We start from the raw sequence: 23,491 nt of genomic DNA, 5'->3' as shown, positions 1-23,491 counted from the left end.
CGAGTATAGGGTGGAGAAGAATGTTACCTTTATTTGACAGACCGGCGCAGTTTGGCGTGCAAAGAGGAACGCGAGGACTTGAGGAAGTAATGTGAGAGAAAAGCAGTTCATATACTTCAAGCGTTATACTACAAAGCGAACGAGTCATAGTGACATTTTGTACCAAAACTGTTGACAAGTAACGAATAATAAGTTATTATATTTTTCGTCGGTTTATAGCAGGCTGGCAAATGTGTCCGTAGCTCAGCTGGATAGAGCACACGATTCCTAATCGTGAGGTCATGCGTTCAAATCGCATCGGGGACACCACTTACTCAATTTTAAGAATTCTCTTTAGGTTCATTATGATTCACTCTAAAGAGAGGCTCCTAACTTTCTTTTAGCATTCTTTTAGCGAGTTTTTTTGCCTTAATTACTTCATCATTATTTATAGAATCCCCATAAATAGCATTGACATAATCTTCATAGGCAAGCTGTGAGCTAAAGGGCTTTTGGGTACTTACTACCTTTTGATATTCGCCATTGCTTTGAAGCTCATACATTTGGACATTATCGCTAAGCTGCATTTGCAAGATTTCCATTAGTCGCTTACTCATTTGTTCATTAAGACTTGGGGTAAGAATCTCAACGCGTCGCTCAAGGTTACGTGGCATAATATCTGCGGAGGCAAAATACACGCCTATTTTATCATTTTTAAAATGGTAGATTCTTGCGTGTTCAAGGTATTTACCAATGATTGAGAATACGCGGATATTTTCACTCACACCTTTTACTCCCGGGCGCAAAACGCATACGCCTCGCACGATAAGATCAATTTTTACCCCAGCTATTGAAGCCCCATAGAGTGCTTTTATCACATCAGTATCCACAAAGGCATTTGCCTTCATAATAATGCGTCCCTCCTTACCCATTTTCTTTTCTTGTTCGATAAGCTCGAGAATCTTTGTTTTGATTTGTGTGGGCGCGATGTAGAGATGACTAAGCTTTGTGCGATATGATGAGCCAGTGGAGAGACTATGAAAAAGCTTAACTGCATCTTTTGCAAAATGCCCATTACAAGTAAGAAGCGATAAGTCAGTATAAATTTTAGCTGTGCTTGGGTTGTAATTCCCTGTGCTTAAATGCACATATTCTTTGAGTGTGTTGCCAATCTTTTTAATTACAAGGGCAATTTTGGCGTGCACCTTTAAGCCGGGCACACCATAAATGACGTGTGCTCCAGCAGATTCTAAAGAATGCGCCCAATATAAGTTATTTTCTTCATCAAAACGCGCTTTAAGCTCGACAAGTGCCGTTACTTGCTTATTATTTTCAGCTGCTTGGATAAGGGCTTTTACAATAGGCGAGTTTTTCCCCACACGATAGAGTGTCATACGGATAGAGAGCACATCTGGATCTTTTGCTGCACTTTGGATAAAATTGACTACCGGATCAAAGCTCTCATAGGGGTGAAAAAGCACAATATCATTATTTTCCATAGTAGAGAGAATATCGCCATTGCTATAAAGGGGTGGTAGAGTTTTGGGATTAAAGGGTGGGGTGGTAAGATGTGCGTAAGCTTTGCTTCCTACAAGCTCCCATAGTCCGCTTAGATTGAGTGGAATATGATAAACATAAATATCTTTAGAATCCACCTTTAAATGAGAATTAACAAATTCGAGCAGACTATTGTCTTTATCTGCACCAATTTCTAGTCGCACTACTTCACCTTTTCTACGAGTTTTTAGCCCTTCGCTCATAATTTCAATAAAATCATCAGCTTCTTCTTCTTCAATTTCCATATCTGCATTGCGTGTGATTCTAAAAGGCACATAGCTTAAAATTTCATATTCCCCAAAAAGTTCATTTGCAAACTCACCCACGATGTTTTCTATTGCTACAAAAACTCCACTTTCAATCTCTACAAAACGAGAAAGGAGGCGTGAGATTCTTACCATTGCAAATTTAATATTGCCTTCTTGTGTGTCTTTAAGCTTAAGGGCAATGGCAAAGCTTAAGTTATTGAGGCGAGGGAAAGGGTGTGTTGCATCTACTGCCACAGGCACAATGACTGGATAGAGATGAGTAAGGAAAAATTCGTGCAATCGCTTCTTTTGCTCACTATTGAGTTCGCTCACCTGTTTAATGTGCATATTTTCTTTGGCAAGTCCGCCTTGAATCTCCCTAAAAACATCTTCAAGTGTGTTTTTTTCTTTATCAAGATAATCTCGTATGCTTTTAAGTTGTTGCAAAGGGGTAAGTTTATCCGCACCTACTTCAGTAATACCACTAGCGTATAAACGCTTAAGTCCTGCTACGCGTATCATATAGAATTCATCAAGATTCGTACCATAAATGGCTACAAACTTTAAACGCTCTAAAAGCGGAATATTTGTGTTTTTGGCTTCATTAAGCACACGCGTATTAAATTTTAGCCACGAAAGCTCACGATTGAAATACATTCTAGCGTCATTGATTGTCATATCTGCCCCTTTGAATTATGGTGTATCTTTTTGTATTGTATCTCAAATTTACTTTAAAAGCATTCATTTTTGCCTCATTCACTTATTAATTCGCATAGATGTAGTAAAATTGTTTCATTTGTTTTGATTTTGCACAAAGCTTGTATGTTTAATGGGTGGTGGGCTAAAATCACAATTTGCTTTAGAAGCTATTTTTGGTTATAATGCGCGCCCATTTCATAGTAAGGAGAATAGAATGAAAAAATACTTCCTTTCATTGTTTTGTGTTGCAGGGCTTAGCTTGAATGTGCAGGCTGCAAGTATTGCGGGATTTGAAATCAGCCCAGAATTTGGTTTGGGTGCAGGACAAACAAAAGTAGCTGTGGAGAATAGCAACCTTCACTTTAAGGATTATAGTGTGTTTGGACGCGTTTGGCTTGGGGCTTTTGATTTTGTTGTGGCTCCACAAGTCAAATATGATTTTAACTCTTACTCTGGCTCTGAAACCTCAAATACGAAGTTTAGAAATTTGCAATATGGTATTTCAGCAGGATATAATATCGGGCTTATCATTGCGCGATTGACGCCTTATATAGGAGTAAATCACTCAAGTTTTAATAAAATCTATAAAGATACTATTGCCTATAATGCGGGATTAAAGCTTAAGTTTGATTTGATTCCTATTTCGCTTGGTTTGCTTTATACTTACCAAAAGCCAGAGCTTGATGGAGTGCTTGTGAAACAAGAGCAAAAGATGCAAAGTATCCAAGCTCTTATCGCTTTGCATTTTTAAGATTCTGCACAAATAACACAAGCTTGTCCCTTTAGGGCTTAATGCTCTATCATAGGGGGCAGCTTGAATAAACCTCTTTAATTTATAATCTTTGGAGCTATATATGGCTTTAGATTCTCATAAGCTCATTGAGTTTTTGCAATCTCATAATGAATTGACTATTATTGATGAACCCCTTGATATTTATTTGCAAATCCCTCAACTTGCTTATCTTGAGGTTAAAAAGCCAACAAGCAAGGCTTTGCTTTTTACACAACCTATTTGTGCCAAAAGTGGCAGAAGTTTTGATATACCGGTATTAATGAATATTTTTGGCTCACATCAAAGACTTAATCTTTTGCTTGATAAGCCGATTGCAGATATTGCCAAAGCTTTGCAGAATCTCCTTGCATTCAAGCCTCCAAAGGGTATAAAGCAGGTTTTTCATAAATTCCAAGAACTTTATGCTCTGCGCTATGCGTTTCCCAAATATACCAAAAAGCGCGGTTTATGCCAAGAAATCGTGCAAACAGAGCATATTAATCTTTTTGATTTGCCTATCCTTACGACTTGGGAACACGATGGGGGGGCATTTATCACAATGGGACAAGTCTATACACAAAATCTTCAAGGCACACAGAAAAATCTTGGAATGTATCGTTTGCAAGTGTATGATGAGAAGCATTTGGGGTTACATTGGCAGATTCACAAAGACTCTCAACATTTCTTTCATCAATATAAACAAGCAGGGCAGAAAATGCCTGTAAGCATTGCACTTGGTGGTGATCCGCTTTATATTTGGTGCGGACAAGCCCCCCTGCCTATGGGCATTTTTGAGTTAATGCTCTATGGATTCATTCGCGCTCAAAAACCCCTGCTTTGTCCTTGTATCACAAATCCGCTTTTTGTCCCCTATGATGTAGATATTGTCATTGAAGGCTGGGTAGATCCTACGCAAATGCGTGATGAAGGACCTTTTGGTGATCACACAGGATTCTACACGCCTATTGAATCTTACCCTGTGCTTGAAGTGAGTGCTATTACGATGCGTAAAAAGCCTATTTTTCCTGCGACTATTGTGGGCAAACCTCCGCTTGAAGATAAGTATATGGGCTATCTTACAGAGCGCGTATTTTTGCCTCTTTTGCAAACCACAGCACACGGCTTAGTTGATTACCATATGCCCGAAAATGGCGTGTTTCATAATCTCATTTTTGCCAAAATCAAGCCTCAATACCCAAGCCACGCTCAACAGATTATGCACAATTTTTGGGGTGTGGGGCAGATGAGCTTTGTAAAACACGCTATTTTTGTTGATGAAAATGCTCCAGAGCTTACAGATTATGCTGCTTTAGGCACTTATATACTCAATCGATTCTCGCCCGATAAGCTTCTTATCACAGAGGGAATCTGTGATGCGCTTGATCACTCAAGCCCACAATTTGCGCGTGGAGGAAAGCTTGGGGTGGAGGCTATTGCACCTGTAAATAAACCACATTTTAATGCGCTAAGCGATAGGGCTTTGTGGGAGAAGTGCGCGCCTTTATTTCCTAATGCTATTGCCTTAAAGCAATATTTTACAAATACGCCTAATCCTATTTGTATCGTGGGTGTAGAAAAGAAAGGACATATTTTTAGTGCGCTTAAAGAGCAGTTAGAGGCTTTTGCAACCTTGCAAGATTGCTTGAGTATTGTTATTTTTGTAGATTCTTGTAAAAATAATCTTACAAATCCTTATATGCTCACTTGGCGTATTGTTAATAATATTGATGCAAAACGTGATATTTTCATTGCTCATCATCTTGTATTTATTGATGCAACTGATAAGGGAGCTTGCGATGGACATTTGCGTGAATGGCCTAAGGATACAAATTGTAGCCCTGCTGTGATTGATACACTCAGGCAAAAGGGCTTAATTGATGATATAGATGACACATTTTTAGAGCATTTTGGTATTTTACATTAAAATAAGCTGAAGTTAATAAAAACTTAAGTTTATTTATTTTAAAATCCGCACCTCTAAAAAATGTTTAGAATTTTTACAAGGAAAAGAAATGGAACTTACAAAAACAGCAACACAGCAAGACATTAATCGTCAATGGATTGTGCTTGATGCCAAAGATAAAATCTTTGGTCGCCTTATCACAGAGGCAGCTACGATTTTGCGCGGTAAGCATAAGCCTTGTTTTACGCCCCATATTGATTGCGGCGATTTTGTGGTGATTATTAATGCCACAGAAGTAAAATTTACAGGTATGAAGCTTGAGGACAAAGAATACTTCACGCATTCTGGCTATTTTGGTAGCACTAAGAGCAAGACACTCGAAGAAATGCTCCAAAAAACACCCGAAAAACTTTATCATCTTGCAGTGCGTGGTATGCTCCCAAAAAACAAGCTTGGACGGGCTATGCTTAAAAAACTCAAAGTCTATCGTGGCAGCGAACACCCACACAGCGCACAAGTTTCTAAAAGCTCAAAATAAGGAATGTTTATGACAAAAATTTATGCAACAGGAAAAAGAAAAACAGCAATCGCTAAGGTTTGGCTTCAGCCCGGAAGTGGCAAACTTACCATTAATGGACAAAGCCTCAATGATTGGCTTGGTGGGCACGAAGCTATTAAAATGAAAGTGATGCAGCCACTTATTCTTACCAAACAGGAAAAATCAGTGGATATTTATGCAGTTACACTTGGTGGTGGCTATTCTGCTCAAGCTGAAGCTTTACGACATGGCATTTCAAAGGCACTTAATCAATACGACACCGCTTTTAGGGCGATTTTAAAACCAAAAGGGCTTTTAACACGAGATGCTCGTGTGGTTGAGCGTAAAAAATATGGAAAGAGAAAGGCGCGCCGAAGCCCACAATTCTCAAAAAGATAATATTCAAAAAGAGTGTGTGGGGGTTATTGTGGAGATTCTTTCTCAAAGTTTTGGCGAATATCAAACCAATTGTTATGTTTGCAAATTCCCGCAAGGTGAGATTGTTATTGATGCGGGAATGGGAGCGCATAGTTGGGTAATAGAACAATGCCCTTCTCCCATTGCCTTTTTGAATACACACGGACATTTTGACCATATTTGGAGCAATGCTCTTTTAAAGGCTCATTTCCCTGATGTGCCACTTATTTGCCCCGAGCTCGATGCTTTTATGCTTGAATCCGATTGTTTTAATATAGGGGTTAGCCCAAGTAAGCCCGATATACTTGCTCAATGCAAAAAAGGCACAGATATACTTGATGTGCAAGGCATAGAGGTTATGTTTTCGCATTTTCCCGGACACACGCCCGGCTGCTCAACCATAGAGATTGAGGGAGATATTTTTAGTGGGGATTTTATCTTTCGTCGCTCTATTGGACGCAGCGATTTTCCTTATTCAAATACAGCAGATATGAGAGATTCTCTTGTGCGTTTTAGTAACTTGCCTGCTGATACAAATAAAACTATTTATCCCGGACACGGTGGCGCAACTTCTCTTAGAGATGAGCAACGTAACGTGGCTTTTTGGATTCGACAGCTTGAGTTAAGCTTAAAGAGCTAGGAATATTTTTTGCTTTGCATTTCTGTTTAGATACAATTTGAGAATATATAACTAATTAAAGGAGACCTATGGACTTAACCTCTGTTCTGGGACTTATTGGGGCTGTTGCAAGTATTTCGATAGGTGATATTATGGAGGGTGGTAACCCTCTGCACCTTATCCACCTTAGCTCGTTGATTATTATTATCCCTACTGCGGGTTGTGCGGCAGTGGCGGCTACACACGGCTCGCATATCAAGGGTGCACTTAAAGAGTTAAAGATTGTTTTTGGCGGAACGGGGACAAATCTCAATGAAATTATACGGCAGCTCGTGGAACTCTCCACCCTTGCGAGAAAAGACGGGGTACTCGCACTTGAAGGTAAGGCGGCGCAAATTGAAGATGATTTCTTGCGACAATCTCTTTCGATGATTATTGACGGGCGAGATGCTCACGCTGTGCGCGAAGATATGGAAGTGCAAATTGAATCTCTTGAAGAGTATTACCACGGCTCGGCTCACTTTTGGGTGCTGTATGCAGAAACTTGTCCTACAATGGGACTTGTTGGGGCGGTGTGCGGGCTTATTCTTGCGCTTCAGCTCCTTGATGACCCAAAGGCGATGGCGGCAGGTATTTCTGGGGCATTTACCGCGACGGTTACAGGGATTTTCTGTTCTTACGCGCTTTTTGGTCCTTGGGGACACAAGATGATGTCCAAGAGTAAAGATATTATCCGTGGGCGTATGGTTGTTTTGGAGGGTGTTGTAGGAATTGCTAATGGCGATAACCCTCGTAACCTTGAAGAGAAATTGCTTGGATTTATCCCACCGGGTGAGCCTAAAATTTCACAATTTGAATAATTAAGGTGTAATATGGCTAAAAAGAAATGTCCAGAATGTCCAGCAGGAGAAAAGTGGGCGGTTCCTTATGCGGACTTTCTCTCCTTGCTTTTGGCACTTTTTATTGCTTTGTGGGCGATTTCATCAACCTCTTCGGCAGATTCTGAAGCACTCAAAACTGAATTTGTCAAAATTTTTGATTTTACGCTCACTTCGCCTTTGTCTTCTGATGAAGAAGATATTAGTGAGAATGAGATTGAAGGAAGCGCTGCATCTGCCGATTCATCAACTGTTACAACTGCAGAGATTGAACAAATGGCAGAAGAGGGCGGAATCTTAGAGCAAGTAGAAATGGGGACATCTTTACGTCTTCCTTCAAATATTTCCTTTGATCCCGGAAGTGCTGAAATTAACAATAGTGATGTGTATCTATATTTGCAAAGAATGAGTGCAATCATTAAAAAATTGCCCGAATATGTCAAAGTTGATGTGCGTGGTTATACTGATAATACACCTTTGCCCGTAGGTTCACGCTATAAAGATAATTATGAGCTTTCCTCTGCGCGTGCTCTTAGTGTGATGAAAGTTCTTATCAAAAATGGTATTTCTCCTGAACGCATTTCTTTTTCTGGTTATGGGGAACATCAAGCCATTGCACCTAATGATAGTCCCATTAATCGTGCAAAAAATAATCGCGTGGAGATTTTCTTTTTTGTGGATCCAAAAGATGCGCCTGTGGCTCAATCAATTCTTGAGGAGACTTTGCAGAATATGCAGCAATAATTTTTATTGCAGACAGAGATTAGGATTTTAAGAGATAGGGCTTATCATTAAAGCCAATCACTTACTTTCCTTAATTATGAAAATATGGAAATATGAGCTAAAAACCGAGCAGATTCTAGATTCCTTGCAAAGATAGTAGGTTTTAAGAGAGGTTCTCTTTTTAAATTTAAAAGTCTATAAACTATCTCTTAGATTTTACCGCCTAAAGCCCATACTTTTGTTTCCGTCAAAATTCCCGCTTAGCTCGGATTTAATTTGGCTTATGAAGTCTTCTTCTGTAAAGATAGGTTGGGCTTTTGTAGCAACTTTATAGGCTGTGTTTTTCACAATCAATGTGATTTGTCCTCCGCTCAAATCATACTCACACAAAGCTTTTGCAAGATGCTCTCTTGTGAGGGAGCCAAAGGGCGCATTTTTGGGAAGATGCTTGAGCCATAACTCTTCTCTTTGTGCTTTATTGGGTCGTTTGAATTCAATCTTATAATTAAATCGCCGTGAAAATGCGCTGTCAAAATTTTCTAAAAGATTTGTTGTGGCAATCAAAATACCCTCAAATCGCTCAATTTGCTCTAAGAAAATATTTTGCATTTGGTTGTGCATTTTATCTGCACTATGAGCGCTACTACCGCGTGTGCTAAGGAATTGGTCAGCCTCATCAAGGAGCAAAATAGGCTCATTTTTAATTTTTTTACATATATCTTGGTAACTATCAAAAATTTTGCGCACATTTTTTTCGGATTCTCCCACATACATAGAGAGAATCTTTGAGCAGTCAAAACTTAGAATCTGCTTTTTGAGGCTTTTAGCTAAAGCCAATGCGGTAATAGTTTTGCCTGTGCCAGCAGCGCCATATAAAAGGATTTTTGCATCAATGCCTTTTTTCTTATCTTTTACACCCCAAAGTCTAAGAAGTGAAATAACATCGCTATTGACTTGTGCAAGGAGATGATTGAGAATCTCTCTTGTGTGGGAGTGGAGTATCACTTCATCAATGCTATATTTTGGCTCTAAAAGCTCAAAAATTTCCTGCTCTTTGATAATAGAATCAAGGCTTATTTTGGTGCGTTTCTTTTTTTTGTTTGGGTGGATAATATTTTGGAGAATCTCTTCGGGGATAAAAAATGTGCGTGAAATACCTCCAAAGGGACTAAGCATTTCATCATAATCTATCAAGCCTTTTTGCACAAGGGTGGAGTTTTCATCAAGCAAGGAGCGATGTTTTATTTTGTCATATTCATCAAGACTAATGAGTTCTAAGAGTGCATTCATATCACGCAAATTCTCATCGCTGCTTGAGTATTCTTCTTTGAGTAGGGCAAAAAAGATAATCTGCTCTTTTTGTTCTAAATGATATTCTTTTATCATTTTAATAATGCTCATATCTTTGGTTGTAAGTTTAAGGCGCGAATTGATTGTTTCTTCAAGGAGTTTAAGGCGATAATTTGCACGAGAGAGAGAAGGAGAATCGAGTTTTTGTGAAAATTTGAGCGCACTCATTTTTTGCAATAAATCAATATAGGCAAATTGATCCTTAAGATATTCAAGATGATCTTCATAGGGTGTGATTTCAGGCAAATCAACATTAAGCGCGCCATCTTCAAGGAGCTTTAAAAAAGTATGGGAGAGGCAAATATTATCATTATAAAGCTCAAGGAGTGTTATATCAGTGAGTTTGGGCTGTAAAAATGAGCTTTGAGATACCCACCCTAACTCAATGAGATTACGGATATGAGGCAAAAATGTGAGGTTAGATTCACTTTGTGGTGCGCCTTTACTAGGAAAAACCTTAGTAAGAAGTGTATGCACGATAAAATCTACTTCCCCTTCAAGCAAGGCTTTTGCCATAAATTGCAAGATTTTTCCCTCATTTTCATTGCATTTAAGTAAGTTAAAAATGCTATCATTTTGCAGATTTTTGCTTTGAATAAAATTAAGATAATGTTTCATTGATTATCACTCCCCCCTCCCATTATTATTTGCTTTAAGAAAGAGTAGTATATAAAATAAATTATTAGGTTTTGGTGTAGATTCTTTCAACGAGTTTCCTTTTTTTGTGTTTTTATCATTTTAATGCGTGCGGGGGCATTATAGCATAGCCTCCTTTTTTACGAGCTTATTTATTTTGCGCTTTAGATTCTGGCTTTGCCCACCATAAATATGGGTCGATACCATAGGGTGGCGTGAGCTTTGGCATTTGGATTTTGCTCCAATATGCCACACGAAAGGCAGGGAGATTAAAATGCGGAATCGCATAAAACCCCCAAAGCAAGATTCTATCCAATGCCCTACCAATGGCAATGCGCTCATTTTCTCCTTGTGCAGTTACCAATCGTGCAATTAAATCATCTACGACAGGATCTTGCACTCCTGCAAAATTTTTACTCCCGCTTGTATTGGCGACACTTGAGTGCCAATAATAATTTTGCTCATTTCCGGGAAAAAGACTTTGTCCCAAAAGCTCAACCACCATATCATACTCAAAATTACGCACACGATTCATATATTGAGAATCATCAACCTTTCTAATGCGAGCTTGAATGCCAAGCTTTTTAAGATTTTTAACAAAAGGCAGACAAATGCGCTCAAAGGCTTCATAGGAGATAAGAATCTCAAAAGTAAAAGGCTTGCCTTTAGGTGAATACAATACGCCATCTTTGATATAAAAACCTGCACTTGTAAGTAAATCCCTCGCATATTTAAGATTTTCTCTTAAATTCTCCCCGCGCACTTTTGCCCCATCTGTGCGAGGAACAATATAGCTTTGGGTAAAGATTCTAGGATTAAGTTTAGATTGATACTCTTTTAAAATTTCCTTCTCTCTCCCGCTTGGCAAGCCACTTGAAGCAAAGGGAGAGTTATTAAAAATATGTGTGGTGCGTGCGTATTGATTAAAAAATAAATGCGCATTGCTCCATTCAAAATCAAAGGCATAAAAAATCGCCTCACGCACTCTTATATCGCTAAAAAGTTCCTTGCGCGTATTAAAAAAAAATCCCTGAAAAGTGCTTGGAAGCTGATGAGTAAAGGTTTTTTGAATAATCTCTCCTTCTTGCTTTGCTTTGCCCTCATAGTCTGTTGCCCACACTTTGGCAGAAGATTCTATGCGATAGTCATATTCCCCCGCCATAAAGGCATTTTGCGCCACAGCGGCATCTTTGTAGTATTCAATCACCACTTCATCAAAATTATATAAGCCTTTTTGCGTGGGGTGGTCTTTTGCCCAATAGTTGGGATTGCGTTCATAGGTAATAGAGCGCCCTATATCATATTTTTTGACTTTATACGCCCCGCTGCCTATGGGGAGGGCGAGGGGATTCTCCCCAAAAGTATTTTTATCTCCTTGCATATAAATATGCTTTGGCAGGATAGGCAGCTGCCCTAAAATCAGCGGAAGCTCTTTATTTGAATCACTTTTAAAATAAAATGCTACTTCGTTTTCACTCAATACCTTGACTTCTTTGACATCAGCATAGTAGCGTTTAAACTCAATCTTGCCCTTATCTAGCAAAGTCTCAAAACTAAAGGCAACATCTTGCGCACTCACTTTTACGCCATCGCTAAAGTGTGCTTTGGGATTAATATGAAATATAATAAAATCCGCCCCCTTTGTTATAGAATCCGCCACCAAACCATACTCGCTAAAAGGCTCATCAAGGCTTTGAATCGTGAGGGTATTATACACAAGTGTGCTAAGCTCACTTGCGGCATTACCCTTTTGTGCAAAGGGATTAAGGCTATCAAAAGTGCCAAGCGCAAAGCCTTTGAGCACTCCACCCTTTGGGGCATTGGGATTGGCATAATCAAAATGCGTGAAGTTTTTAGGATATTTTGGTGAGCCATAGATACTTAGCGCATAGGTTTGCTGTGGTTTTGGCGCGAAAGAGTGGGATTGGGTTTTACTTAGCGCGGAGCTTGGCACATCTCCAAAAATAAGATTAAAAATCACACATAAAAAAAGGCAGATTCTTAGCATTTCTTGCTCTTTATTTAGTTTTATGTGCGTAAGCCGAGTGCGCTAAGGCAATATTCAAGTGTATCGGGGAATACTCCAGCGATAAAAATCAGCACAATCACAAAGGGCAAGAAGTATTTAATATACACATACCAAATATTGACAAGCTTTGGATAAAGCGCACCATTATTGCCTAGCTCTTTTTTTGCTTCATTTTTAAGAATCCACCCTGCAAATAGCAATGTCCCAAGTGAAGTCAGCACAAAAAGAATATTGCCACTGATAAAATCAAAGCTTTCAAAGATATTTCTTCCATTCCAAGTAATATTTTCTAATGCCCCAAAGCTTAAAATACAGGGGAGATTCCCACATATAAAGATAAAGCCAAGCGTGAGGTTAATCGCATTTGTGCGTGAGAGATGGCATTTTTCGTGCAAGGTAGTGATGATAGCTTCATAAATAGGCAAAGAAGTAGTAAGGGCAGCAGTGATAAGCAGGAGAAAAAAGATAAGAGCTAAGATATTGCCAAAATAAATATGAGAAAATACGATAGGAAGTGTTTGGAATACAAGGCTTGCCCCTTGTGTAGGCTCTAGTCCAAAGCTAAAGAGTGAGGGAAAAATCATAAATCCCGCAAGGAGTGCGATGAGGGTATTAAGCACACCTGTGGCAACAGCGGTTTTAATCATATTTTCATCTTTTTGCAAATATGAGGAGAGAGTAATCATCACGCCAAAACCCAAAGAAAGCGCAAAAAATACTTGCCCTAGCACATCAATCAAAAGCTTAGCGGTGATTTTGCTAAAATCAGGTAAAAGATAGAATTTTACCCCCTCCATAGCTCCGGGTAATGTGAGATTGCGTGCTACCATAATCAGCAAACAGATAAAAAGCAAGGGCATAAGGTATTTCATACTGCGCTCAATGCCATCAATGATTCCTTTTTTAAGAATTATCCAATTTATGAGCACGAATATACTTGTGTAAATGCCAATCATTAGGGGATTGTGTTCGATTTTGGCATTATAAAACTCTGTGGCAAGCTCTGCAGTAATGGGTGAAGAGAGATTCAGCGCACCGCTTAAAATACTTGTGATATAAGTTATCACCCAGCCTCCAAGCACCATATAATACGCCATAATCCCAAATGCACCAAGCATTCCGCAATAACCGATGATTTTAAAAAAGCGTGAGATGTTTTTACCCTCTACCTCCCCACTAAAGGCATCAACTGCGTTTTTATGTGCGCGTCTGCCAATCACATTTTCTACTAAAATCACAGGGATTCCCACAAGAATCATTGCCAAGACAAAGACAAGCACATACGCCCCACCGCCATTTTCACCCACAAGATAGGGGAATCTCCAAGTCGCTCCAAAGCCAATAGTCGCTCCTGCAACCGTGAGAATGTAAGTAAGGCTTGAGCTCCAAGTTTGACGCGGGGGATTTTGCATTATTTCTCCTTTTTTAAAGGTTTCCAAAAGACATATACGAGTTTAATAGCCACGCTAAAGATAATACCTTCCAAAATTGCACCAAGCAAAAATGAGGCATAAAGTGTATCATTAAGTTCCCCAATGCTTCTGCCTAAAGTAGCCGTAGCAATCAAAAAGGTAAGAGGCATAGAATCGCTTAAAGCAAAAAGCAAGGTGGATTTTATATTTTTAAAATATGAGCCAAAAACGATACTTGCACTCACAAGACGCAAAGAAAGCATACCCATAATAAGATATGCGGCATAGGTGATAATTTGCGGATCTGTAAAAAGCGCGTTTAAATCAAGCGTAGAGCCAATATGGACAAAGAAAAATGGCACAAGAAAGCCAAATCCAAAGTGATGAAGCCTTTGGGGTAATTCTGTTTTGTGCTTAAAAAATGTGCTAAGAATCGTCCCAGCTAAAAATGCCCCAAGCACGACTTTAATATCAAGAATCATCATAAGTAACACAAATCCAAAAAGGAGCAAAAAGACAAAGCGCAAATCTTGTGAGTTGCTATCATCTTTTGGCAAAAACAAAAAGCGCACCTGTGGTATCCACCAAAAAAGCACCCTTGCCATTTTGAATCCTAAAATCACAAAAAGCAAAAAAAGCACGAGCATAAGCAGTTTATGCCCGAGGTGGCTGCCTACGCCGTGTCGAGATGCACCATCGACAATCACAAGTGCAGCAATACTTACAAGCTCCCCTAAAATACCAATTTTTAAAGCTAAATCAAGCCACGGCTGCTCTTTGCCATAGTCTTTAATGAGTGCTACAATCATACCTAGACTCATTACCGGCAGTGCGGCAATATATACAAAAGAAATACCCAAGCTAAAGACGACTATGCAGGTAATGCCATAAAGGGTGCAAAAATACGCAAGAGTGCGGAGCAAAAAGGGTGAGCCAAGTTTGGTAAAGGTTTTAATATCTACTTCTAGCCCACATAAAAACATTAAAAACAAGAAGCCCACTTCTGCGATGATTTCCACCTCTTCTATATCTCTAATATATCCAAAAAAATGCGCTGCTAATGCGCCTAGAATCATCTCCACCACAACAATAGGAATACGCGTGAGAGAGCTAATAGGTGAGGCAAAAAGAATAAGTAAGGCAAAAATACTAAAGGCACTTACAGCTTCGATAGTGCTACCCATTTATATCCTTTGCAAAAGAAGTAGAAGTGGTGTAAGAGAGGCTAGAATCTGCTTTATGTAATCCAAGGGCGTATAAAATCGCGCGAGGATAGAGGGCATACTCACATTCGTGGATTCTGCGCTCAAAATCCTCTAAACTCTCATTTGGGATTTTTGCAACTTTTTCTTGCAAGATAATTTCGCCACTATCAAGCTCTTCACTCACCCAATGCACACTCACGCCACCATAATGCGCGTGAGAATAAAAGCTATCTTTGATACCCTGTGCGCCCTTATGCTCGGGCAAAAATGAAGGGTGGATATTGATGATAGAAAATTTTTGTATAAAGGCAGGGGTGAGAATGCGCATAAACCCTGCTAAAAAGATATACTCAATATGATGTGCGCATAAAGATTGCGCCATTGCTTCATCAAAAGCCTCTCTTGAGGCGAAATTTTTATGCGGAAGTATTTGGCATTTTATACCTAGCTTTTGCGCGCGTGTAATGCCATAGGCAGTAGGATTATTACATAAAGTGAGGGCAATATCAAGCATTACTTCTTCTTGCTTTGCTGTATAGAATCTTTGATGATGCAAGGTTTCTACAAGATGCTGCATATTGCTTCCATTACCACTAAAAAGGATTGCGCAGCGAATGAGTTTAGCCATATCAGTTAAAAAAATGTGGGTAATCACTCTTAAGAGATTTGATAATCTCCACTATTTCATCTCGTCCATAGGGTGCATCTTCGGGTAGGGATTCATAGAATTTATCCATTTGTGAAGAATAGCATTCAATAAGCTTTTGGATATGCTCCTTTTTTGCTCCAGCAAAAATCAATGCAACACCTAGCATATCAATGACTTCTAATGCCATTTCTTCAAGGCTCATCTCAAGCGTGAGTTCATCATTGATATTTTCATTAATACTCATAAAACCTCCTTAGCTTGATTGAGTATGTGCTGAACTTGTGTTTTAATATCTGCATAGGCAAAACTCTCCTTGAAACCCTCAATTTTTCCACCAGAAGCGTTTTTATGTCCTCCACCATTAAAACATTCCTTACTCATAAGGCTTACATCACAATTTCCATTTGCACGCAAGGAGACATTGCCACGAGGATTGACATCAATATAAAAATCATATTCAGGATTTAGTCGCAAAAAAAGATTTGCTAAAACACTTATCCCTCCCATAGAATAGCTTAAAAAACCTTTCTTGTCATTATAAGTGATTGTGCAAGATTCTTTTTTAGCACTTAAAAGTTTCACTTGTGCGTGAGAGATGATAGTATCCATTGTTTGCTTTTGCGGGTCACCTCCTAGAACACGCTTTTTAATGCCATAGAGCGCATTATCAAAAGCCACTTCGCCCTCTGGGGATTCTAAAAAATCTTGCATTGATTCTATGAGGGCAAATTTATATTCTCTATGCTCATTTTCAAACATAAAACGATTGAGTTCGGAGCTGCCACTAATTGCATTCATAGCAACCTTACCAAAATCAAATTTATAGCCATCTTCAAGCCAAATATCCACAGAATTAATCATATGAGTAAGATGAGAAATCCACTCTAGTCGCGCAGGATTAAGCATAGGATAGAGTTTGCTTAATGTATCAAAAGTGATTTGAGAAGCACAACGCGTTGCATCAAGCTGATACCATTGATATTTATTCGCGCATTCTTGTCCGCTAATATGATGATCAAGCAATAAAACATCTACATCAAAACCTGCGATTTTAAGCTCCCCTATGCGTTGGTGGAGGCAGTTTGCCTCGTTTAAGGTGAGATTCAAATCAGTAATAAAAATCAAATATTTTTCTTTTGCTCTTTCATCTTTTTGTGTATTTTTAGGTGCTTTGCCAAATTTTGCATTCAGGAGAGATTGAGCATCTTGCATATCAGAGTGGGTAATTGTATCAAGTATGTGATGCAATCTTACAAGCACTTCTTTGCCATAGTTGGCATTATAAAAAACAATATGAGAAAAAAATTCTTTAGCAATAAATTGGCAACCATAGCCATCTAAATCAGTGTGAGAGAGATGAAAAACCTTCATTGCATTTGTCCTTAAAATTGTATATCAATCGTGCCTAGCACCTCAAATGCCACACGCGGATCAACTTCGGCTTGTCCTAGAACAGTATTTTTGATGTTAAATGATTCAAGGAGTTTTGCTAAAGGCTTGCGGATTCTATAATCCACAAACAAAATAGGCGTTACATTTTTTTGTTGAAGAATCCTTAAATTTTCTTCTTCTATGGCTTGGGTGAGCTTTTGCACATCATTGGAGTGTAGCACAAAAGTTTTGCCATTTGGCTGCTCTTTAAGCCTATCAACCAAATATTGTTCTGTGGCAAGGGACATTGTGCAGATTTTTAAGGTATCTTCTCGCCCCTTAAAAATATCTGTAATTGTGCGAGAGAGGCGCGCACGCACCTGTTCTACGATACTTTCAGTATCATTTTGTAAGACAGGATAGGTATCGATGATAGTTTCTAAAATCGTAGGCAAATCTTTGATAGGAATATGTTCGTGTAGCAAATCGCGCAATACATGCAAAATGGTACTCATAGGAATCTTAGAAGCTTCGCCAACCACTACTGGGAAGTTTTGTGCGTGCTTATCCATAAGCATTTTGACTTCATCACGCGTAATGAAATCTTCAGCATAGTTTTTGATAAGCTCGGTTAAATGCGTGATAATAATCGTTGAGGGGTCAATGATATTATAACCTTGAATCAACGCTTCCTCTCTGTCTTTAGGGTCTATCCATAAAGCGTCCATACCAAAGGCAGGTTCTTTTGTGGGAATCCCTTCAATAGGCTGGGCTACCATACCTGCATCCATTGCTAAAAATTTATTAGGCATTACCGAGCCACCGCCGATTTTTGTGCCTTTAAGAAGGATAGCATAATCTGTTGGCTGCATCGTTATATTATCTTTAATACGAATCTGTGGCACGAGGAATCCGTAATCTGCAGCGATATTTTTACGCATAGCGCGGATTCTTTCAAGTAAATCTCCATTTTGCTTCACATCAGCAAGGCGGATAAGCTCATATCCCAAATAAATCTCCAAAGTCTCCACTTTAAGGGCTTCATTGATATTATTTTCTTCTTCTTTTTTAATTTCCTCTTCGGTTTTTTGCACCCTTGGGGCTTTGTGTTGGGATATATCTATATTCTCGCGTTCTTTATTTTCAGCGGAGCTACTCGCACTTGAAGAAGTCTTTTTATTAATCCAATTTTCTACAAAAGAGAATATACTGCTTAAATCCTCTCGGCTTGTGAGATAAGCAACAAGAAAGAAAAATGCACCAACAAAGCCAAGAGAAGCAGGAAGTCCGGGAACAAGTGCAAAAAGGACAAGGATAAAGCCCACAATGCTCAAAATCTTGCCACTACTTGCAATTTGTGTGATAATATCTCCGGCAAAGTTGGTTTGTGAGCTTTTTGCCGCACGTGTAGTAATGATACCTGTGGCTGTGGCGACAATCAACGCTGGAATCTGCCCCACAAGCCCATCGCCGATAGTAAGAATAGTAAAGGTTTCCGCACTTTGCTTCACGCTCATTCCGTGTTCAAATACGCCAATAAGGAATCCGCCGATGATATTTACAATAGTGATGATGATAGAGGCGATTGCATCGCCCTTGACAAACTTACTCGCTCCGTCCATTGTGCCATAAAAGTCTGCTTCTTGAGCGAGGGCATCTCGTCTTTTTTGGGCTTCTTCTTGCCCAATCAACCCGGCATTTAAATCCGCATCAATTGCCATTTGTTTTCCCGGCATCGCATCAAGAGTGAATCTTGCACGCACTTCTGTTACACGCGTAGAACCATTGGTAATAACGATAAGATTCACAATCACAAGAATCGTAAAGACAATAATCCCAATTACATAATTCCCCCCCACGACAAAGTGTCCAAATGCCGCTACAATGCTACTCACAGCCTCTACGCCATTATGCCCTTCGCTTAAAATCATACGCGTAGTAGCGACATTAAGGGCTAAACGATAGAGTGTTACAATAAGCAAAATCGTAGGAAATGCTGAAAATTCTGTGGCTTTATCCACATAGAGCGTGATAAAAATAATCAGCAAAGAAAGAGCAATAGAAATACTTAATAAAAAATCAAGCATTTCACTAGGTAGTGGCACTACGATAATGCTTACAATAAGCATAATGAAGATGATAACAATCATCTCCTTGCTTTGAGAGAAATTTTTTAAGAATGGGAGAGTTTGATTAAGAATCTTTGTTGCATTAAATGTCAAGTGTGCTCCCCTTTACACGATACATAGATATTTTTATGGAATCTAAACATAGCATTGTAGCAAGAATTATTAATATTATACATTAGAAGGTAAATGCTAAAAAAGTGAAGTAGCCTCTTAGTTTAAGTTTTTTCCCTATAATGCCCCTTTCATTCCATATAAGCGAGCAAAAAAATGGCAGATATATCTGAATATAATCCCAAAGCAATAGAATCTAAATGGCAGAGCTATTGGCAGGAGCATAAGAGCTTTGAGCCTTTGGGGATAGATTCAAAAAAGCCTAAAAAATATATTTTAAGTATGTTTCCTTATCCAAGTGGAGCAATTCATATGGGGCATGTGAGAAATTATTGTATCGGCGATGCAATTGCGCGATATTATCGTAAAAATGACTATAATGTGCTTCACCCTATGGGCTGGGACGCCTTTGGTATGCCTGCTGAAAATGCCGCTATTAAGCACAAAAGCCACCCTAAAACTTGGACTTATAGTAATATTGATGCAATGAAAAAAGAGCTTACTTCGCTTGGGCTTAGTTTCTCGCAAGAGAGAGAGTTTGCTACAAGCGACCCGCTTTATACGCGCTTTGAGCAGGAATTTTTTATTAAAATGTGGGAAAAGGGCTTAATTTATCGCAAAGAAGCCTACTTGAATTGGTGTCCAAAGGATCAAACGATTTTAGCAAATGAGCAAGTGATTGAGGGGAAATGTTGGCGTTGTGATACGCCTGTGGTGCAAAAGCAAATGTTTCAATACTACATCAAAATCACAGATTATGCCGATGAGCTTCTTGCGTGTTTGGACAAACTAGAGGGGCATTGGTCTCCGCAAGTGCTGATTATGCAAAAAAATTGGATAGGCAAATCAAAAGGCTTAAGCTTTGCTTTTGAGTTAAGTGAAGATTCAAAGCAAAAATTAGGTGGGGAAATAACGCATTTTGAGGTTTTTACCACACGCGCAGATACGATTTTTGGTGTTACTTATTGTGCCCTTGCGCCTGAACACCCTATTATTAAGGTACTCATTGCTCATAATGCTCTAAATCCTAAACTCATAGAATCTATTCAAGCCATTCAAAATACCAATGCAAGAGAGAGAGCGCAAAAAGATAAGGTGGGTTTTGATTTGGGTATATCGGTGATTCACCCACTCACAAATGAAAAACTCCCTGTATGGGTGGCAAATTTTGTGCTTATGGAATATGGGAGCGGGGCAGTGATGAGTGTGCCAATGCACGATGAGCGTGATTTTGAGTTTGCAAAAACCTATCATCTTCCCCTCAAATGTGTGCTATCAAAAACAAAGCAAGATGCTAACTCTATGCAAGATTCAAGTTTGGCACAAGAAGAGGTGGTAGATACAGAAGAGGGCTATCTCATTAATAGTGGAGAGTTTAATGGACTAAGCAGTAATGAGGCAAAAGAGCGCATTATTGCACTTTTTGAGAAAGAGGGTAGGGGTAAAGGCGTGATTATGTATCGTTTGCGTGATTGGGGTGTATCAAGGCAGAGATATTGGGGCGCACCTATTCCTATGGTGCATTGTCAATCCTGTGGGATTGTGCCTGAAAAAATTGCAAATCTTCCTATCACTTTGCCTTTTGATGTAGTGATTGATGGCGAGGGGAATCCCCTAGATAAGCACCCTACTTGGAAGCATTGTGTATGTCCAAAATGTGGGCAAAAAGCCCTAAGAGAGAGTGATACAATGGATACTTTTGTGCAATCAAGTTGGTATTTTTTGCGCTATACTACTCCCTCTGCGATGTGGGCGCAAAAGCCCTTTGACAAAGAGCATTTGAGATATTGGCTCAATGTCGATGAATATGTGGGTGGCATCGAACACGCGATTTTGCACCTTTTGTATGCACGATTTTTTACAAAAGTCTTGCGTGATTTGGGCTATATAGAGATTGATGAGCCTTTTAAAAATCTCCTCACGCAAGGTATGGTGCTTAAAAATGGTGCAAAAATGTCAAAAAGCAAGGGCAATGTTGTTAATCCAAATGATATTATTGCGCGTTTTGGTGCAGATAGTGCGCGATTATTTGTGCTTTTTGCTGCTCCACCTATACGTGAGCTTGAATGGAATGATAGCGCATTGGAGGGAGCGTATAGATTCTTAAGGCGGTTGTGGGAGAGAGCAGAGTATATAAGCCCTTGTGAAAAATTGCCTAACATCGCACATCAAAATCTTGCTAAAAATGAGCAATATGCGCGTCAAAAGGTGTATGAGGCATTGCAAAAAAGTAATGATATTTTTAGCAAAAAGCAAGCAGGTTATCCTTTTAATACCCTTATTGCTGCGGCTATGGAGGCTTTTAATGCCCTAAGTGAGCAGCAAAATGCGCAGGTATGGAGTGAGGGGTATTTTGTTTTGCTTCATATTTTAGAGCCTATTGTGCCTCATATTTGTTGGGAATTGAGTGAGCGATATTTTAAACTCGCAAATTTTGCACCTATTGCCATTGATGAGAATGCTCTGCATAAAGAAGTAGTTATGTATGCCATTACAATTAATGGCAAAAAACGCGCAGAAATAGAGATACCTCTTAGTTTAACTCAAGAAGAAATTATTATTCAAGCAAAGCAAAGTGTAGAAAAATGGCTCATAGATGTGCAGATTCTTAAAGAAATTGTTGTGCCAAATAAACTTGTGAATCTTGTGGTGAAATAATGAGGTTTTTTGGCTCTTTATGTGTCAAATATATGCACCATAGCCTTTATTTAGGGCTTATATGGCTTTTTGTGGGTTGTGGCTATCAGCCTGTGAGCTATTATGCGCGAAGTATTTTTAATGATGGCGTGTGCGTAGATATAGCGGTAAATCCCTCTGTGCCTGAATCTGGTACGAATATTAAAGATGCAGTCAATAACGCCGTGATTAAGCGATTTGGGAGTAAGCTAAAGAGTAAGCAAGAGGCGCAGAGTTTTTTACACATTAATGTAAGAGAGATTATACAAGCACCTGTGGCGTATAATCAACAAGGTTTTGTGAGCTATTATCGCACCCATATTACCCTAGATATTCATTTTGAAAACACAAGTGGGGTGAGTTTTGATGTAACCAATACGGGATATTATGATTATAGTGCGGACTTTACCTCTACTATCGTGCTTGATCAATATCGTTTGGAATCAATCAACAACGCAGCCAATATGGCTTTGGAAAAATTTATCTCGCAAGTGGCATATTATGGGGAATTTAATCGTGAGTGATGTTATTATTTTACAAGCATACGAGATGTGCGATGAAAGATATACCAAAGCTTGATGAGGTGCTTTTAAGCAAGGGAGCAGAATATGCGCCCTTTGATGTGATGCGTGTGCATAGAATCTATAAAGGCATTGCACCAATATGCGGCTTTGAGAATGTTTTTGGTAAGCAATGCAAGGTGATACATATTATGGGAACAAATGGCAAGGGTAGCACCGGACGCTTTATTACTATGGGATTAGCCCAACACAAAAAGAAAGTCTTGCATTTTAGCTCTCCGCATATTTTTGGATTTAATGAGCGCTTTTATATAGTAAAAGAGGATTATCAAGGTGATATAGAGCAAAAAGAGCTTGAAGCTGCCCATCAAGAGCTTTGGAGTATTCCTCTTGCGCGTGAGGCAAGCTATTTTGAATATGCGACTTTTCTTGCTCTGCTTCTTGCGAGGGAATATGAATACCTTGTGTTTGAAGCAGGAGTGGGAGGTGAGTATGATTCTACTTCTGTTATACAAGCAAATGTGAGTGTTTTTACACTTATTGGATTAGATCATCAAGAGATGCTAGGCTCAAGTATTAAAGAAATTGCGCTTACAAAGCTTAAAGCGATGAGTGGGCAGGTAATTCTAGCAAGGCAAAATGATAAAGAAGTAGAACATCTTGCCCAAGAAATAGCTCAACAAAAAAGTCTTAAATGCGAACTATGGCAGGATATACATACAGCAGAGCGTTTGCGTGATGAGGTGGAGGATTTTACAAAATATTGCAAAAAAAACGCGCTTGCAGCATTTTTATGCGAGAATCTTTACACCGCAATGCGTGTTTTGCAATATTTTGGAATGTATTTTGATTTTACTTCTCTCAATCCTCTCTCACTTCGTGGGCGATGTGAGAGATTGAGCACTCATATTGTGCTTGATGTAGGGCATAATCTTGATGGGGCGAGGGTTTTAAGAGAGTATTTTGGCGCAAAACAGGTGATTCTTGTGTATAATAGTTACGCAGATAAGGATATTGAGGCAATTTTGCGTGAGCTTTTGCCAATTATTAATAAAGTTTTAATACTCTA

Annotated in this window: 19 protein-coding genes and 1 tRNA gene; 11 read left to right on the top strand and 9 right to left on the bottom strand. The window is 39.1% G+C overall.

All coding sequences use genetic code 11. From position 1 onward, the window contains the following. The first annotated feature begins 232 nt into the window (after window positions 1–232). Window positions 233–309 (top strand) — tRNA-Arg (locus tag J1E28_RS05025). A gap of 59 nt (window positions 310–368) precedes the next feature. On the opposite strand, the gene J1E28_RS05020 is transcribed toward J1E28_RS05025, so the two are convergent. After that, window positions 369–2,462: an RNA degradosome polyphosphate kinase gene (locus J1E28_RS05020; RefSeq protein ID WP_291027381.1), complete on the bottom strand. Its 2,094-nt coding sequence runs from the start codon at window positions 2,460–2,462 to the stop codon at window positions 369–371. A gap of 235 nt (window positions 2,463–2,697) precedes the next feature. On the opposite strand from J1E28_RS05020, the gene J1E28_RS05015 reads away from it, so the two are divergent. The 7 genes from J1E28_RS05015 (at window position 2,698) to motB (ending at window position 8,354) form a co-directional block, all read left to right on the top strand. Beyond that, window positions 2,698–3,234, top strand: a complete 537-nt coding sequence (locus tag J1E28_RS05015; protein ID WP_291027379.1) for a hypothetical protein — start codon at window positions 2,698–2,700, stop codon at window positions 3,232–3,234. A 103-nt stretch (window positions 3,235–3,337) separates the two neighbouring features. Then, window positions 3,338–5,179, top strand: a complete 1,842-nt coding sequence (locus J1E28_RS05010) for a menaquinone biosynthesis decarboxylase (protein WP_291027377.1) — start codon at window positions 3,338–3,340, stop codon at window positions 5,177–5,179. 88 nt (window positions 5,180–5,267) lie between these two features. Further along, entirely contained in the window at window positions 5,268–5,696 is a 429-nt protein-coding gene (gene rplM / locus J1E28_RS05005; protein ID WP_291027375.1) for a 50S ribosomal protein L13, read from the top strand. Window positions 5,697–5,705: 9 nt separating this feature from the next. Next, window positions 5,706–6,095 carry a 30S ribosomal protein S9 gene (gene rpsI / locus J1E28_RS05000; RefSeq protein ID WP_291027373.1) on the top strand — a complete coding sequence of 130 codons (390 nt, stop codon included), beginning with the start codon at window positions 5,706–5,708 and terminating at the stop codon, window positions 6,093–6,095. Between the two features lie 28 nt (window positions 6,096–6,123). After that, window positions 6,124–6,753 carry an MBL fold metallo-hydrolase gene (locus J1E28_RS04995; RefSeq protein ID WP_291027383.1) on the top strand — a complete coding sequence of 210 codons (630 nt, stop codon included), beginning with the start codon at window positions 6,124–6,126 and terminating at the stop codon, window positions 6,751–6,753. A gap of 68 nt (window positions 6,754–6,821) precedes the next feature. Continuing rightward, on the top strand, window positions 6,822–7,592 hold the full coding sequence (motA, locus tag J1E28_RS04990; RefSeq protein WP_291027371.1) for a flagellar motor stator protein MotA: 771 nt from the start codon (window positions 6,822–6,824) through the stop codon (window positions 7,590–7,592). A 12-nt stretch (window positions 7,593–7,604) separates the two neighbouring features. Beyond that, window positions 7,605–8,354 (top strand): flagellar motor protein MotB, encoded by a 750-nt coding sequence (gene motB / locus J1E28_RS04985; protein WP_291027369.1) that lies wholly within the window; start codon window positions 7,605–7,607, stop codon window positions 8,352–8,354. Window positions 8,355–8,549: 195 nt separating this feature from the next. On the opposite strand, the gene J1E28_RS04980 is transcribed toward motB, so the two are convergent. The 8 genes from J1E28_RS04980 to flhA all read right to left on the bottom strand — a co-directional run bounded on the left by J1E28_RS04980 (window position 8,550) and on the right by flhA (window position 19,207). Beyond that, window positions 8,550–10,301, bottom strand: a complete 1,752-nt coding sequence (locus J1E28_RS04980) for an ATP-binding protein (protein WP_291027367.1) — start codon at window positions 10,299–10,301, stop codon at window positions 8,550–8,552. A 166-nt stretch (window positions 10,302–10,467) separates the two neighbouring features. After that, window positions 10,468–12,327 carry an extracellular solute-binding protein gene (locus J1E28_RS04975; protein ID WP_291027365.1) on the bottom strand — a complete coding sequence of 620 codons (1,860 nt, stop codon included), beginning with the start codon at window positions 12,325–12,327 and terminating at the stop codon, window positions 10,468–10,470. Window positions 12,328–12,347: 20 nt separating this feature from the next. Continuing rightward, window positions 12,348–13,760: a sodium-dependent transporter gene (locus J1E28_RS04970; protein WP_291027363.1), complete on the bottom strand. Its 1,413-nt coding sequence runs from the start codon at window positions 13,758–13,760 to the stop codon at window positions 12,348–12,350. Further along, complete coding sequence (locus J1E28_RS04965; RefSeq protein WP_291027360.1) at window positions 13,760–14,944, bottom strand: cation:proton antiporter; 1,185 nt, start codon at window positions 14,942–14,944, stop codon at window positions 13,760–13,762. The genes J1E28_RS04970 and J1E28_RS04965 overlap by 1 nt, the downstream gene beginning before the upstream one ends. Further along, on the bottom strand, window positions 14,937–15,593 hold the full coding sequence (gene purN / locus J1E28_RS04960) for a phosphoribosylglycinamide formyltransferase (protein WP_291027358.1): 657 nt from the start codon (window positions 15,591–15,593) through the stop codon (window positions 14,937–14,939). Before purN ends, J1E28_RS04965 begins: the two co-directional genes overlap by 8 nt. Before the next feature lies 1 nt (window position 15,594). Continuing rightward, window positions 15,595–15,858: a hypothetical protein gene (locus J1E28_RS04955; RefSeq protein ID WP_291027356.1), complete on the bottom strand. Its 264-nt coding sequence runs from the start codon at window positions 15,856–15,858 to the stop codon at window positions 15,595–15,597. Next, window positions 15,855–16,985: a 3',5'-cyclic-nucleotide phosphodiesterase gene (locus tag J1E28_RS04950; RefSeq protein WP_291027354.1), complete on the bottom strand. Its 1,131-nt coding sequence runs from the start codon at window positions 16,983–16,985 to the stop codon at window positions 15,855–15,857. Before J1E28_RS04950 ends, J1E28_RS04955 begins: the two co-directional genes overlap by 4 nt. Before the next feature lie 11 nt (window positions 16,986–16,996). Then, on the bottom strand, window positions 16,997–19,207 hold the full coding sequence (gene flhA, locus J1E28_RS04945; RefSeq protein WP_291027352.1) for a flagellar biosynthesis protein FlhA: 2,211 nt from the start codon (window positions 19,205–19,207) through the stop codon (window positions 16,997–16,999). 174 nt (window positions 19,208–19,381) lie between these two features. Here flhA and leuS point away from each other — a divergent pair, with 174 nt between their 5' ends. The 3 genes from leuS to J1E28_RS04930 form a co-directional block, all read left to right on the top strand. Continuing rightward, complete coding sequence (gene leuS, locus J1E28_RS04940) at window positions 19,382–21,883, top strand: leucine--tRNA ligase (protein ID WP_291027350.1); 2,502 nt, start codon at window positions 19,382–19,384, stop codon at window positions 21,881–21,883. Continuing rightward, window positions 21,883–22,425 carry an LPS assembly lipoprotein LptE gene (gene lptE, locus J1E28_RS04935; RefSeq protein WP_291027348.1) on the top strand — a complete coding sequence of 181 codons (543 nt, stop codon included), beginning with the start codon at window positions 21,883–21,885 and terminating at the stop codon, window positions 22,423–22,425. The genes leuS and lptE overlap by 1 nt, the downstream gene beginning before the upstream one ends. Further along, the coding region (locus J1E28_RS04930; RefSeq protein ID WP_291027346.1) for a Mur ligase family protein at window positions 22,425–23,491 on the top strand (1,067 nt) is incomplete at its 3' end. The genes lptE and J1E28_RS04930, both read left to right, overlap by 1 nt.

The organism is Helicobacter sp., assembly GCF_022511165.1.
Taxonomy (GTDB): domain Bacteria; phylum Campylobacterota; class Campylobacteria; order Campylobacterales; family Helicobacteraceae; genus Helicobacter_C.
This window is presented reverse-complemented; position numbering and strand designations above follow the sequence as displayed.